The organism is Nissabacter sp. SGAir0207, from assembly GCF_005491205.1.
Lineage (GTDB): Bacteria > Pseudomonadota > Gammaproteobacteria > Enterobacterales > Enterobacteriaceae > Chimaeribacter.
Genome location: NZ_CP028035.1, coordinates 1,089,201 through 1,102,028 on the forward strand (window position 1 = coordinate 1,089,201; position 12,828 = coordinate 1,102,028).

Annotated in this window: 11 protein-coding genes; 9 read left to right on the plus strand and 2 right to left on the minus strand. The window is 64.9% G+C overall.

Annotated elements, in window-relative coordinates; translation table 11 throughout:
* The first annotated feature begins 16 nt into the window (after nucleotides 1–16).
* The 4 genes from mepA (at nucleotide 17) to C1N62_RS04815 (ending at nucleotide 2,575) form a co-directional block, all read left to right on the plus strand.
* Nucleotides 17–835 carry a penicillin-insensitive murein endopeptidase gene (mepA, locus tag C1N62_RS04800; protein WP_137764905.1) on the plus strand — a complete coding sequence of 273 codons (819 nt, stop codon included), beginning with the start codon at nucleotides 17–19 and terminating at the stop codon, nucleotides 833–835.
* Nucleotides 832–1,632: a sulfite exporter TauE/SafE family protein gene (locus tag C1N62_RS04805; protein WP_137762551.1), complete on the plus strand. Its 801-nt coding sequence runs from the start codon at nucleotides 832–834 to the stop codon at nucleotides 1,630–1,632. Before mepA ends, C1N62_RS04805 begins: the two co-directional genes overlap by 4 nt.
* Nucleotides 1,633–1,695: 63 nt before the next feature.
* Nucleotides 1,696–2,253, plus strand: a complete 558-nt coding sequence (locus C1N62_RS04810; RefSeq protein WP_137762552.1) for an elongation factor P hydroxylase — start codon at nucleotides 1,696–1,698, stop codon at nucleotides 2,251–2,253.
* A gap of 40 nt (nucleotides 2,254–2,293) precedes the next feature.
* Nucleotides 2,294–2,575: a YfcL family protein gene (locus C1N62_RS04815; protein WP_137762553.1), complete on the plus strand. Its 282-nt coding sequence runs from the start codon at nucleotides 2,294–2,296 to the stop codon at nucleotides 2,573–2,575.
* Between the two features lie 36 nt (nucleotides 2,576–2,611).
* On the opposite strand, the gene mnmC is transcribed toward C1N62_RS04815, so the two are convergent.
* Nucleotides 2,612–4,642: a bifunctional tRNA (5-methylaminomethyl-2-thiouridine)(34)-methyltransferase MnmD/FAD-dependent 5-carboxymethylaminomethyl-2-thiouridine(34) oxidoreductase MnmC gene (gene mnmC / locus C1N62_RS04820; RefSeq protein WP_137762554.1), complete on the minus strand. Its 2,031-nt coding sequence runs from the start codon at nucleotides 4,640–4,642 to the stop codon at nucleotides 2,612–2,614.
* Between the two features lie 168 nt (nucleotides 4,643–4,810).
* Between mnmC and fabB the strand changes: the two genes are divergently transcribed.
* The 5 genes from fabB to C1N62_RS04845 all read left to right on the plus strand — a co-directional run bounded on the left by fabB (nucleotide 4,811) and on the right by C1N62_RS04845 (nucleotide 11,808).
* Nucleotides 4,811–6,025 (plus strand): beta-ketoacyl-ACP synthase I, encoded by a 1,215-nt coding sequence (gene fabB, locus C1N62_RS04825; RefSeq protein ID WP_137762555.1) that lies wholly within the window; start codon nucleotides 4,811–4,813, stop codon nucleotides 6,023–6,025.
* 222 nt (nucleotides 6,026–6,247) lie between these two features.
* On the plus strand, nucleotides 6,248–7,090 hold the full coding sequence (gene licT, locus C1N62_RS04830; RefSeq protein ID WP_137762556.1) for a BglG family transcription antiterminator LicT: 843 nt from the start codon (nucleotides 6,248–6,250) through the stop codon (nucleotides 7,088–7,090).
* Between the two features lie 163 nt (nucleotides 7,091–7,253).
* Nucleotides 7,254–9,152 carry a PTS beta-glucoside transporter subunit IIABC gene (gene bglF / locus C1N62_RS04835; protein ID WP_137762557.1) on the plus strand — a complete coding sequence of 633 codons (1,899 nt, stop codon included), beginning with the start codon at nucleotides 7,254–7,256 and terminating at the stop codon, nucleotides 9,150–9,152.
* A gap of 20 nt (nucleotides 9,153–9,172) precedes the next feature.
* A complete protein-coding gene (locus C1N62_RS04840; protein ID WP_137762558.1) occupies nucleotides 9,173–10,573 on the plus strand; it encodes a glycoside hydrolase family 1 protein in 1,401 nt (466 codons plus the stop codon).
* 110 nt (nucleotides 10,574–10,683) lie between these two features.
* Nucleotides 10,684–11,808 (plus strand): SLC13 family permease, encoded by a 1,125-nt coding sequence (locus C1N62_RS04845; protein ID WP_137762559.1) that lies wholly within the window; start codon nucleotides 10,684–10,686, stop codon nucleotides 11,806–11,808.
* Here the strand turns inward: C1N62_RS04845 and flk are convergent.
* Nucleotides 11,805–12,827: a flagella biosynthesis regulator Flk gene (gene flk / locus C1N62_RS04850; protein ID WP_137762560.1), complete on the minus strand. Its 1,023-nt coding sequence runs from the start codon at nucleotides 12,825–12,827 to the stop codon at nucleotides 11,805–11,807. The two genes, C1N62_RS04845 and flk, sit on opposite strands and share 4 nt — an antisense overlap.
* Between the last annotated feature and the right edge of the window lies 1 nt (nucleotide 12,828).

Here is a 12,828-nt window from a genome sequence, read left to right on the forward strand (position 1 = left end):
ACTTTGCGCCGGCCTGATGGCCGGCATGTTGCTGCTGGCAACGCTGCCAGCGCAGGCGCTGACCCCTTGGCAGACCATCGGCCACCCGGTGCCGGGCGCGCCACAGGCGATCGGCAGCTACGCCAATGGCTGCATCGTCGGTGCGCAACCCCTGCCATTGCAGGCCGCCGACTATCAGGTGATGCGCCCTGACCAGCGCCGCTACTTCGGCCACCCGACGCTGCTGGCATTTATCCAGCGCCTCAGCCGCCAGACCAGCCAGCAGTCGCTTGGCTCGGTGCTGGTCGGTGACATGGGCATGGCGGCCGGTGGGCGCTTTAGCAGCGGCCACGCCAGCCACCAGTCCGGGCTGGACGTGGACATCTGGCTGCAACTGCCCACCCGGCGCTGGACGTCCCAACAATTGCTGAAACCGCAGCCGATCGATTTGGTGTCGAAGGATGGCAAGCAGGTGGTGGATCGCCACTGGCAGCCGCAGATTGGGCAGCTGATCAAGCTGGCCGCTGAGGATAGCCAGGTGGCGCGCATCTTCGTCAACCCGGCGATCAAGAAGCGCCTGTGCGAGGATGCTGGCAGTGACCGTGCGTGGCTGAACAAGGTGCGGCCGTGGTTCGCCCACCGCGCCCACATGCACGTACGGCTGGTCTGCCCAGCGGGCAGCCCGGATTGTCAGGATCAGGCACCGCCGCCGCCGGGCGATGGCTGTGGCGCGGAGCTGGCGAGCTGGTTCCTGCCGCCGAAACCGGCCACCACGCCGCCGGGCAAAACTCTGCCACCGCCGTTGCCGCGCGCCTGTCAGGCGCTGCTGGATAACCACTTCGGGGAGTCCTTATGAGTGGCCTGGCGCTGGGGCCGGAGCTGCTCGGCATCCTGTTCGCCGTCGCGCTGGTGGCGGGGTTCATTGACTCCATCGCTGGCGGCGGCGGGCTGTTGACGGTACCGGCGCTGCTGGCGGTGGGTGTGCCACCGGCGCAGGCGCTGGCGACCAACAAGCTGCAATCGGTCGGCGGCTCCTTCTCCGCCAGCCTCTACTTTGTGCGCCGTGGCATGGTGAAACTCAGTGATCAGAAACTCACCATCCTGCTGACCTTTTTGGGCGCGATGAGCGGGGCGATTCTGGTGCAGCACGTGCGCGCCGACCTGCTGCGGCAGATTTTGCCGCTGTTGGTAGTGGGCATTGGCCTCTACTTCCTGCTGACGCCAAAGCTGGGCGAGGAGGAGCGGGCGCAGCGCCTCGGCGGGCTGGCGTTCGGCCTGCTGGCCGGGGGCGGCGTCGGCTTCTATGACGGCTTTTTCGGCCCCGGCGCTGGCTCGTTCTATGCGCTGGCCTTCGTGACGCTCTCTGGCTTCACGCTGGCGAAAGCCACCGCCCACGCCAAGGTGCTGAACTTCACCTCCAACCTTGGCGGCCTGCTGCTGTTTATCCTCGGCGGCAAGGTGGTCTGGGGCGTTGGGTTGGTGATGCTGGCCGGGCAGATTCTGGGCGCGCGCCTCGGTGCGCACATGGTGCTGACGCGCGGCCAGAAACTGATCCGGCCGATGATTGTGCTGGTCTCACTGGTGATGAGCCTCAAATTGCTCTATGACAACCACGGGGTAGAGATCCAGCACTGGCTGACGGCGCACCTGTAGCGGCGTCCACCCTTTTTCGGGCCGCGCGATGGCCGGCCCGTGACCCTGTAAACCGATGACATCATGCAAAACAACACAGAGACTACCCACCACTACCAACAATTGATCGACATCTTCAACGCCTGCTTCAGTGACGAGTTCAACACCCGACTGGTGCGCGGCGAGGGGGAACCCATCTATTTGCCGGCGGACGCAGAGACTCCCTACCACCGTATTGAGTTTGCCCACGGCTACTACGCCAGCGCGCTGCATGAGATCTCCCACTGGTGCATCGCCGGTGAGGCGCGGCGCAAGCTGGTGGATTTCGGCTACTGGTACTGCCCGGATGGCCGCGACGCCCAGACCCAGGCGGAGTTTGAGCAGGTTGAGGTGAAACCGCAGTCGCTGGAGTGGATGTTCTGCGTGGCGGCGAACTTTTCGTTCAATGTCAGTTGCGACAACCTGGAGGGCGACGTAGAGCCGGATCGCATCGCGTTCCAGCGCAAAGTGCGCGCGCAGGTGCTGCACCACCTGACGCAGGGCATCCCGGCGCGTCCGGCGCGCTTTATTAACGCGTTACATTCGTTTTACAATACGCCAACGCTGCGTGCAGAGGATTTCCCTTACCCGGACGATCTCTGAGGACGGCATCCGCCCCCCGACTGATGAATGAGGAAACGTAATGATCGCTGAATTTGAAGCGCGTATTCTGGCGCTGATTGATGACATGGTGGACCGCGCCAGTGACGATGAACTGTTTGCGGGCGGTTACCTGCGCGGTCATTTGACCCTGGCAGTGGCGGAAGCCGAAGAGAATGGCGAGCACACGCCGCAGGCGCTGAAACTGCGCGTCGAGCAGAGCCTCAACAAGGCGATCCACGCTGGCGAGCTGGCCCCGCGTGACCAGGTGCTGGTGCAGGCGATGTGGGACAACCTCTACCTTCAGGCGCAACAAGAAGCCTGACAAAAAAGGCCCCGTCCGGGGCCTTTTTCTTTGGCATTACGCTGGTTGGTCGTCAACCGGCCGCCCCTTTAGCAACTTCCTCACCCAGAAACGGTTCGGGTTCAGCGCCGCCAGCACCTCAGTCGGGCAGGGCAGCGGCTCGCCGTGGATCTGCGCCGCCAGCAACTCGGCCGCCAGCGGGCCAGAGCTGATGCCGCGAGCGCCGAGCGCACCAAACAGGTACAGGCCAGCGTAGGCGGGCGCGGTTAGCGGCGTCTCGCCCGCGGCCAGCTGGCGCGGCAGGTCGCCGTAGGCCGCCAGCGTTGCGTCGAAGTCCGGGGCCGCGCCCACCAGCGGCAGGTGGTCACGGGTGGCGCAGCGCACCCCGGCGCGCGCCTCACCAGCGGAGACATCCACCTCCTGCGGCCACGCCACGTCCGGCAGGCACGCCATCAGTCGGCGGCGGTTCTGCTGCTGCTCCTCCTCACGGTAGCCGGTATCGCTGTCGCCCCGCTGGTAGCTGGCGCCGATGCAGTGCATCCCCTGCGCATCAGCTGGCGTCAGGTAGCCGTCGGCGCACAGCACCTGGCGCAGCGCGCGCAGCGAAGGGGTGGTAGGGATGTGCGACACCTGGCCGCGCACCGGGTAAGCGGGCAGGGAAGCGGTCTGCGGGAAGCCGGTCAGTCGGTGGCCGTTCGCCAGCACCAGCGTGGCGTGGTGCGCGTGCTGGCCATCGGCAAAGCTGAGCTGCCAGCCACCCTCTTCGGCGGCCAGCTGCGTCACCTGATGTCCGGTGCGCAGGGCCACGCCGCGCGTCTCCAGCCACGCCAGCAGGGCGCGAGTGAACATCGCCGGGCAGAGCCAGCCGCCCAGCGGGTAGTTGACGCCGCCGAAGCCGGTGGGCAGGCCGAGCTGCTGGGCCAGTTGCGCCTCATCCTGTGCCTGCGCCAGCGCCTCCGGCCAACCGCTGGCCAGCAGCGCGCCAATCTTGCGCTGGCTGCGCGCGTCAAAGCCCACCTGGCTGACGCCGCACCATTCGCCGTCAAAATCGATGCCCAGCGCCGCCAGTTGCTGGTAGTGGCGGCGGGCGAAGGTAAAGGCCGCGGCGAAGAAGTGCTCGTGCGCGTTCTGCTGGCCGGTCAGCAGCGGATAGACCGCCCCCTGACGGTTGCCGGACGCGCCCTGTGCCGCCTCGTTCTCTGCGCAGTAGAGCGTCACGCGGCTGCCGCGCCGCCACAGCGCCAGCGCCAGCAAGGCCCCGGCGATGCCGCCGCCGACAATCGCCACCTCGTTCGGCTGTGGCGCGGCCGGGCGCGCATACCAAGGCGCGGCAGGGGCGGCGTGCGGCTGCTCGCCCATCTCGCCCACCAGCATCTCGCGCTTCTGGCCGAAACCCTTGACCCGCTGCACCGCAAAGCCCGCCTGTTGCAGGCCGCGGCGCACAAAGCCCGCGGCGGTAAAGGTGGCGAAGGTGCCGCCGGGGCGCGCCAGCCGCGCCATCGCATTGAACAGCGTCTCTGACCACATGTCCGGGTTCTTGGAGGGCGCAAAGCCGTCGAGGAACCAGGCGTCCACCTGTTGCGCCAGACTCTCATCCGCCTCGCCGAGGCACTGGTTGGCGTCGCCAAACCACAGGTCGAGGGTCACGCTGCCCTCCGCCAGCAGCAGGCGGTGGCAGCCAGCGAACGGCAGCGGCCACTGCGCCCGCAGCGCCTCGGCGTAGTGCGCCAGCTCCGGCCAGCGCGCATGGGCGGCGGCCAGATCGTCCACCGACAGCGGGAACTTCTCCACGCTGATAAAGTGCAACTGTTGCAGCGGGGCTTGCGGGTTCTCCTGACGGAAACGGTCAAAGGCCTGCCACAGCGTCAGGAAGTTGAGGCCGGTGCCAAAGCCGGTCTCCGCCACCACGCAGCGGCGGCGCGGGTGGCTGGCAAAGCGCGCCGGGAAGCCATTGCCCTGCAAAAAGACATAGCGGGTCTCTTCCAGCCCATCCTGGTTGGAGAAGTAGACGTCATCAAACTGTTGGGAAACAGGTGTACCCTGTTCGTTCCAGGTCAGGGTAGCGGGGCGGATCGGAGAGTGGTTCACGCGCAATACTCATGGCTCAAGGGTTGCGGGCGATTTTAACGGTGTCACGATCCCGGCGCAAATTTGCGTATAATAGACAAACTATTGCTGATCGGACTTGTTCGGCGTACAACTGTAAGCTAGAGTGCGTGGCAAAATCCCGACTTATAAAAGTGGAAGAGGTATTACATGAAACGTGCAGTGATTACTGGCCTGGGTATCGTCTCGAGCATCGGTAATAACAAGCAGGAAGTGCTGGCATCCTTGCAAGAAGGGCGTTCAGGGATCACTTTCTCGCAAGAACTGAAAGATGCTGGTATGCGTAGTCACGTATGGGGCGATGTCAAGCTGGATACCACTGGCCTGATCGATCGTAAAATCGTGCGTTTTATGAGCGATGCCTCTATCTATGCTTACCTCTCCATGCAGGAAGCGATCAAGGACTCCGGCCTGACCGATGAGATGGTCTCCAACGAGCGCACTGGCCTGATCGCCGGCTCCGGCGGCGGCTCCCCGCGCAACCAGGTGGCGGGTTCCGACGGTATGCGCGCCAAGGGCCTGCGCGGCGTTGGCCCCTACATGGTGACCAAGGCGATGGCCTCTGGCGTCTCCGCTTGCCTCGCGACCCCGTTCAAGATCCGCGGCGTGAACTACTCCATCAGCTCCGCTTGCGCCACCTCCGCGCACTGCATCGGCAACGCGGTCGAGATGATTCAGCTCGGCAAACAGGACGTGGTCTTTGCGGGCGGCGGCGAAGAGCTGTGCTGGGAGATGGCCTGTGAGTTCGACGCAATGGGCGCGCTCTCCACCAGCTACAACGACACCCCAGAAAAAGCCTCCCGTACTTATGACCAGAACCGCGACGGCTTCGTCATCGCAGGCGGCGGCGGCATGGTCGTGGTGGAAGAGCTGGAGCACGCGCTGGCGCGCGGCGCGCACATCTACGCAGAGATCGTCGGCTACGGCGCGACCTCTGACGGCGCTGACATGGTGGCCCCGTCTGGTGAAGGCGCGGTGCGCTGCATGAAGATGGCGATGAACGGCGTGGACACCCCGATCGACTACATCAACGTGCACGGCACCTCCACCCCGGTGGGCGACGTGAAAGAGCTGGGCGCCATCCGTGAAGTGTTCGGCGACACCACCCCGGCCCTCTCCGCCACCAAGGCGATGACCGGCCACTCCCTGGGCGCCGCGGGCGTACAGGAAGCGATCTACAGCCTGCTGATGTTGGAAAACAGCTTCATCGCGCCGAGCATCAACGTTGAGACGCTGGACGAGAAAGCCGAAGGCATGGATATCATCACCCAGCCGACCCAGCGCGCGCTGACCACCGTGATGTCCAACAGCTTTGGCTTCGGCGGCACCAACGCCACCCTGGTGATGCGCAAGTTCGACAAGTAATCACCCGGCAGAAAAAACCCGCTACGGCGGGTTTTTTTTCGCCCGTTGCCCGCCGCAGGCATGGCCGGCGAGAGATCTATCACGTTTTTGAATTCGTTACGTTGATGCGATTCAGCAATGTGATAGGTTGGCGACAGTAGGATTGTGACTGCGGCAGCAGGCAAGACCTGATCGAACGGCATCTGCCGGGCGGTCGGGTTTTTTTGTTTTCAGGGCACGGACATGCAAATCGCCAAAATACTCAATAACAATGTCGTGGTGGTGCTGGATGGCCACGGGCAGGAACAGGTGGTGATGGGCCGCGGCATCGGCTTCCAGAAGCAGGCGGGCGAAGCGGTCAATGCCGCGCTGGTGGAGAAGACCTTTGCGCTGAAGGGCAACGATCTCACCGCCCGACTGGGCGAACTGCTTAGCGAAATCCCGCTGGAGGTGATGGCCACCTGTGACTTGGTGATCACCCAGGCGCGCGCCCGGCTGGGCAACCTGCATGACAGCCTCTATATCTCGCTGGCGGATCACTGCCACCATGCGATTGAGCGGCAGAAGCAGGGCACCCCGCTGCGCAACGGCCTGCTGTGGGAGATTGGCCGGCTCTACCCCAAGGAGTATGCGCTGGGGCGTGACGCGGTGGCGTTGATTGCCCGCCGTTTGCAGGTGCAGTTGCCGGATGATGAGGCGGGCTTTATCGCGCTGCATCTGGTCAACGCCCAGCTCAATGGCCACATGCCGGAGGTGATGCATGTGACGCGGGTGATGCAGGAGATTTTGCAGATCGTCAAATACCACTTCGCGCTGGATTATGACGAAAGCTCCCTGAGCTACCACCGCTTCGTCACCCACCTGAAGTTTTTCGCCCAGCGAATGCACGCGCGCACCGGGGTAGAGAGCGACGATGAGTCACTGCATGATGCCGTGAAGGCCAACTACCCGTTGGCCTACCGCTGCGCGGGCAAGGTGGGGCGGCATATGCAGAGCCACTACCAGCAAGCGCTGACCAAAGAGGAGTTGATGTTCCTGACCATCCACATTGAGCGGGTGCGCAAAGAGGGACACCTGCCCGGCTAACCGGGCACCATAGTCGCGATGTCGCCCAGGCGGCACCGCATCAGGATTGTAACTGCCGCGAGGCGGGCAAAACCTGAATGTTTCCCACGGCCCGCTGGCCGCAGGGGGCATTCAGGTTTTTTTTTGCCCGGCCGGCGGCGTCACTCAGCGAAGAGAGGAAGCAATGGATAATCAGCAGGTGGCGAGCGAGATCCTGGCCGGGGTCGGCGGCCGGGAGAACATAGCGGGCGTGATGCACTGCGCCACCCGGTTGCGCTTCAAGCTGCGCGACCGGACGCGGGCCGATGCCGAAGGGCTGAAGCAACACCCCGGCGTGATCATGGTGGTGGAGAGCGGCGGCCAGTTCCAGGTGGTGATCGGCAACCACGTCAGCGACGTCTATCAGGCACTGGTGCGTCAGGCCGGGCTGGAGGAGGGCGGCGCGCCTGCGCCAACGGAGGGCGAGGCGAAGCCGGGGCTGCTCAGCCGCTTTATCGACATGGTTTCCGGCATCTTCACGCCGGTGGTCGGGCTGATGGCCGCCTCCGGCATCCTGAAAGGACTGCTGGCACTGGCGCTGGTGTTCGGCTGGCTGTCAGACCAGAGCGGCACCTATCAGGTGCTGTTCGTGGCGGGCGATGCGCTGTTCTACTTCCTGCCGCTGGTGCTCGGCTACACCGCTGGCAAAAAGTTCGGCGGCAGCCCCTTCGTCACCATGGCGATTGGCGGCGCGCTGATGCACCCGATGATGCTGGCCGCCTTTCAGGGGGAGATTGACGGCACCGGTGCCCCCTTCACCTTCTTCGGCCTGCCGGTGACGCTGATCAACTACAGCTCCTCGGTGATCCCGATTCTGTTCGCCGCCTGGATCAGCTGCTGGATTGAGCGGCAGGTGCACCCACGGCTGCACAGCAATATCCGTAACTTCTGCACGCCGCTGATCTGTCTGGCGGTGACGGTGCCGCTCACCTTCCTGGTGATTGGCCCGGCGGCCACCTGGCTTAGCCAGCAACTGGCCAGCGGTTTCCAGTCAATCTATGCCTTCGCCCCGTGGCTGGCGGGCGCGGTGCTGGCCGCGCTCTGGCAGGTGTGCGTGATCTTCGGGCTGCACTGGGGGCTGGTGCCGATGATGATCAACAACCTCAGCGTGCTGGGCCATGACACCATGATCCCGCTGTTGATCCCGGCGGTGCTGGGGCAGGCCGGGGCGGCGCTGGGCGTGCTGCTGCGCAGCCGTGACCAGAAGCGCCGTGGGCTGGCTGGATCGGCCTTCACCGCCGCGCTGTTTGGCATCACCGAACCGGCGGTATATGGCGTCACGCTGCCGACCAAGCGCCCCTTTATCTTCGGCTGCCTTGGCGCGGCGCTCGGCGGCGCGCTGATTGGCTTCTTCCAGACCAAGGTCTACTCCTTCGGACTGGTGAGCATCTTTACCCTGGCACAGATCATCCCACCAACTGGCCTTGACGCCACCGTCTGGGCGGGTGCCGCCGGTGCGGTGCTGGCGCTGGTCTTCGCGACACTGATGACGATGGCCTTTGGCGAACCGCGTGCCACCGCCGCACCTGCCGCCCCGGTGGCGGAGCCAGCGGCCCCGGCGGCCACACCGGCCGCGCCGCCGGTTGGGCAGGGCGAAACGCTGCTCAGCCCGATGAGCGGCACGCTGGTGGCGCTGGAGCAGGTGCCGGACAAAACCTTCGCCAGCGGCCTGCTCGGCAAGGGGATCGCCATCGTGCCGCAAGAGGGGCGCGTCACCTCGCCGGTGGATGGGGAGGTCGCCTCGCTGTTCGCCACCCGCCACGCCATCGGCATCGCCTCGCAGGGCGGCAGCGAGATCCTGATCCATGTCGGCATCGACACCGTTAAGCTGGATGGCCAGCACTTCACCGCCCACGTTAAGGCGGGCGACCGGGTGTCCGCTGGCGACCTGCTTTTGACTTTCGACCGTCAGGCGATTGCCGCGGCGGGTTACGACCTCACCACGCCGATGCTGGTGAGCAACAGCGATGAGTTTACGGATGTGCTCTGCGCCCGCAGTGGCGCGATCCAGCAGCAAACGCCGTTGCTGACGGTCATTCATTGATGAACAGTAAGGAGAGAACCATGAAAAATGCATTTCCGCAGGAGTTTCTATGGGGCGGGGCGATTGCCGCCAATCAGGTTGAAGGTGCCTACCTGACCGACGGCAAGGGCCTCTCCACCTCCGATCTGCAGCCGCACGGCATCTTCGGCGAGATTGTTGAGCGCCATGAGGGCGACCACGGCATCAAGGACGTGGCGATCGACTTCTACCACCGCTACCCAGAAGACATCGCGCTGTTCGCCGAAATGGGCTTCACCTGCCTGCGCGTCTCCATTGCCTGGACGCGCATCTTCCCGCAGGGCGATGAGGCGGAGCCAAACGAGGCCGGGCTGGCCTTCTATGATCGCCTGTTCGATGAGCTGGCGACGCACAACATCACCCCGCTGGTGACCCTCTCGCACTACGAGATGCCTTACGGGCTGGTGAAAAACTATGGCGGTTGGGGCAGCCGCAAAACCATCGGCTTCTTCACCCGCTATGCGCGCACGGTGTTTGAGCGCTACCGCCACAAGGTGAAGCTGTGGCTGACCTTCAATGAGATCAACATGGCGCTGCACGAGCCATTCACCGGCGTCGGCCTGCCGAAAGAGAGCAGCAAGGGCGAGATCTATCAGGCGATCCACCACCAGCTGGTGGCCAGCGCCGCCGCGGTGAAGGCGCTGCATGAGATCATCCCGGATGGCCGCATCGGCAACATGCTGCTTGGCGGGCTGCTCTACCCGCTCTCCTGCGCCCCGGCCGACGTCCTGGCGACCCAGCGCCAGAACCGTGACTGGCTCTTCTTCGGCGATGTGCAGGCGCGCGGCTACTACCCCTCCTACATGACCCGCTACCTGCGCGAACAGGGCGTGGCGCTGGAGATCACCGAGGAGGATCGCGAGACGCTGAAATCGACCGTCGATTTCATCTCCTTTAGCTACTACATGTCCGGCTGCGTCACCGCCGACGAGGCGCTGAACCAGCAGATGCGCGGCAACATCCTGAACATGGTGCCGAACCCGCATCTGGCCAGTTCGGAGTGGGGCTGGCAGATTGACCCGGAGGGGCTGCGCATCCTGCTCAACATGCTGTGGGATCGCTACCAGAAGCCGCTGTTCATCGTCGAAAACGGGCTGGGCGCGAAAGACAAACTGGAAGCGGATGGCAGCATCAATGATGACTACCGCATCCAGTACCTCAATGACCACTTGGTGCAGGTGGGCGAGGCGATGGAGGATGGCGTCGAGGTGCTGGGCTACACCAGCTGGGGGCCAATCGATCTGGTCAGCGCCTCCAAGGCGGAGCTGTCCAAGCGCTACGGCTTTATCTACGTGGATCGTGATGACAACGGCGAAGGCACGCTGACGCGGCGTCGCAAGAAGAGCTTCAATTGGTACCAAGAGGTGATTCGCAGCCGGGGTGCCAGCCTGACGCGCAAATAGTCCCTCTCGCCCCGCGATTTTTGCGGGGCGCTTTCCAGCCTTGTACGCCGCACTGGCATCTTTTCCCGGCCCGCGTTACCTTCTCACTCCCGATTCTGGAGCGAAACGTCATGGCCAACTCCCTGTTTAAACGCGTAATCCACGCCCTGTTCCACGACCGCCTGTTGCAGGCGCTGCTGCTGCTGGGCGCGGTGCTGACCGCCTTCCAGCCCGCCGCCGTACGGGCGTTCCCGCGCTACGTGGATTGGCCGACCATTGTCACCCTGCTGGGGCTGCTGCTGTTGACCAAGGGGGTGGAGGTCAGCGGCTGCTTTGACTGGCTCGGACGCGGGCTGATGCGCCGCTTACAGCGTGAACGCACGCTGGCGCTGTTTCTGGTGGCTGCCGCGGCGCTGCTCTCCACCTTCATGACCAACGACGTGGCGCTGTTTATCGTGGTGCCGCTCACCATCACGCTGAAAAAGCTGTCGGCACTGCCGGTGCGGCGGCTGATCATCTTTGAGGCGCTGGCGGTCAACGCTGGCTCACTGCTGACGCCCATCGGCAACCCGCAAAACATCCTGCTGTGGAGCCGCGCCGGTAACTCCTTCGCCGCCTTTACCTGGCAGATGCTGCCGCTGGCGGCCTGCGTGCTGCTGGCGCTGCTGCTGGTGACCTGGTTCAGCTTCCCGGCGCGGCGCATCAAGGATGTGCGCCTGCCGGAGGGGGTGGCCTGCCAGCGCGGGCTACTGGCGGGCTGCGTGCTGCTCTACGGGATGTTTTTGGTCTGCGTGGAGCAGGGCGTGGCGGCGTGGGGATTGCTGGCGGTGGCGGTGGGAATGCTGCTGCTGGCGCGCCAGGTGCTGGCGCAGGTGGACTGGGGGCTGATTCTGGTGTTCATCGCGATGTTCATCGACATCCGCCTGTTGGTGGAACTGGCCCCGCTGCACCCGCTGTTCGCGCAGATCGCCCACCTGCCGGAGGGTGGGCTGTACCTGCTCGGCATTGGCCTGTCACAGGTGATCAGCAATGTGCCGGCCACCATTCTGCTGATGAACTACGTGCCCTCCAGCGCGCTGGTGGCCTACGCCGTCAACGTCGGCGGCTTTGGCGTGGCGATTGGCTCACTGGCGAACCTGATCGCGCTACGGATGGCCAATGACCGCCGCATCTGGTGGCGCTTCCACCTCTACTCCCTGCCGTTCCTGCTGCTCAGCGCGCTGGCCGGCTGGGGGTTGCTGGCGCTACGCGGCTAGGCCACCAGCCAGAGCATCAGCAACAGCACCAGCAGGGCGACGAACAGCAGCGGCGCGCCCGCGGAGCCGCGCAGGCCGGGCGGCAGCAGGGCGATCAGCGGGTTGAGCGGCGGCGGGGCCAGCGGCTGCACCATCGCGTTGGAGGTGGCGCTGCGATCTACGCGCGGGCCAAACAGCTGGCCGAGCAGATCCTGCGCCTGTGCCTGCGTCAGCGGCGTCAGTGGCCCAGCCTGGAACTGCGCCTGCGCATACTCCGCCAGCTGGCGCTGCTCCGTCTCGCTGGCCGGTTGCTTGAGCGCGGCATGGAGGGTGTGCAGGGTGGGGGCAGCCTGCTGGCTGAGGGTCAGCCGCGCCTGCAAATAGTGGGTCGCCAGCTGGAAGTGGCGCGCGGGCATCGGGTCGGTGGTGGCGACGCTGGCCAAAGTAAACAGGTCGTGCCACAGCTTGGCCGGTTTCTCGCCGGTGACGGCGCTCAGGCGCGCCACCAGCTGTTGCAGGCTGTGCTGCTCCGCTGGCAGCATCGGGCGATCGGTGACTGGCGTCTGCTGCGGCGCGGGAATGGTCAGCTCGCCGGACTGGATCAGCGCCAGCACCTGTTGCAACTGGGCGTGGCTCAGCTGGCTCAACACCGTATGGCCGAAACTCTGGCGGATAAAGTCGCTCACCGCCTGACGGTTATTGCCAAGCGGCAATAGCTCGGTCAGCTGTTGCAGCAACTGGCGGCTGGCGTGGCTCTCCTGCGCGCTGCTCAGCCGCGCCTGCAAATTGTGCTCCGCCTGCGGGAACTGGCCAGCGCTGATCTCCTGCTCGTCCGGCACGCGCAGGTCATGGCGCAGGCTGGCCCACAGCTCCGCCGGTTTCATCGGCGTCAGGGCCATAATCTTCACCACCAGCTTCTCCAGGGTGGTGCGCTGTGCAGGGGTGAGCGGCAGGGCATCAGACGAGGGCTGCCCGGTTCTGGCCGTGGGCAAGGGCCGGTCGCTGGCCGGGGGAAGGCCGTGGCCGCTCAGTGGTTGCATA

What these genes read in the sequence shown, in the direction of transcription:
- licT (WP_137762556.1), top strand. Translation starts at nt 6,248, where the DNA reads ATGCAAATCGCCAAAATACTCAATAACAATGTCGTGGTGGTGCTGGAT.
- flk (WP_137762560.1), bottom strand. Translation starts at nt 12,827, where the DNA reads ATGCAACCACTGAGCGGCCACGGCCTTCCCCCGGCCAGCGACCGGCCC.
- C1N62_RS04815 (WP_137762553.1), top strand. Translation starts at nt 2,294, where the DNA reads ATGATCGCTGAATTTGAAGCGCGTATTCTGGCGCTGATTGATGACATG.
- C1N62_RS04805 (WP_137762551.1), top strand. Translation starts at nt 832, where the DNA reads ATGAGTGGCCTGGCGCTGGGGCCGGAGCTGCTCGGCATCCTGTTCGCC.
- C1N62_RS04810 (WP_137762552.1), top strand. Translation starts at nt 1,696, where the DNA reads ATGCAAAACAACACAGAGACTACCCACCACTACCAACAATTGATCGAC.
- bglF (WP_137762557.1), top strand. Translation starts at nt 7,254, where the DNA reads ATGGATAATCAGCAGGTGGCGAGCGAGATCCTGGCCGGGGTCGGCGGC.
- C1N62_RS04845 (WP_137762559.1), top strand. Translation starts at nt 10,684, where the DNA reads ATGGCCAACTCCCTGTTTAAACGCGTAATCCACGCCCTGTTCCACGAC.
- C1N62_RS04840 (WP_137762558.1), top strand. Translation starts at nt 9,173, where the DNA reads ATGAAAAATGCATTTCCGCAGGAGTTTCTATGGGGCGGGGCGATTGCC.
- mepA (WP_137764905.1), top strand. Translation starts at nt 17, where the DNA reads ATGGCCGGCATGTTGCTGCTGGCAACGCTGCCAGCGCAGGCGCTGACC.
- fabB (WP_137762555.1), top strand. Translation starts at nt 4,811, where the DNA reads ATGAAACGTGCAGTGATTACTGGCCTGGGTATCGTCTCGAGCATCGGT.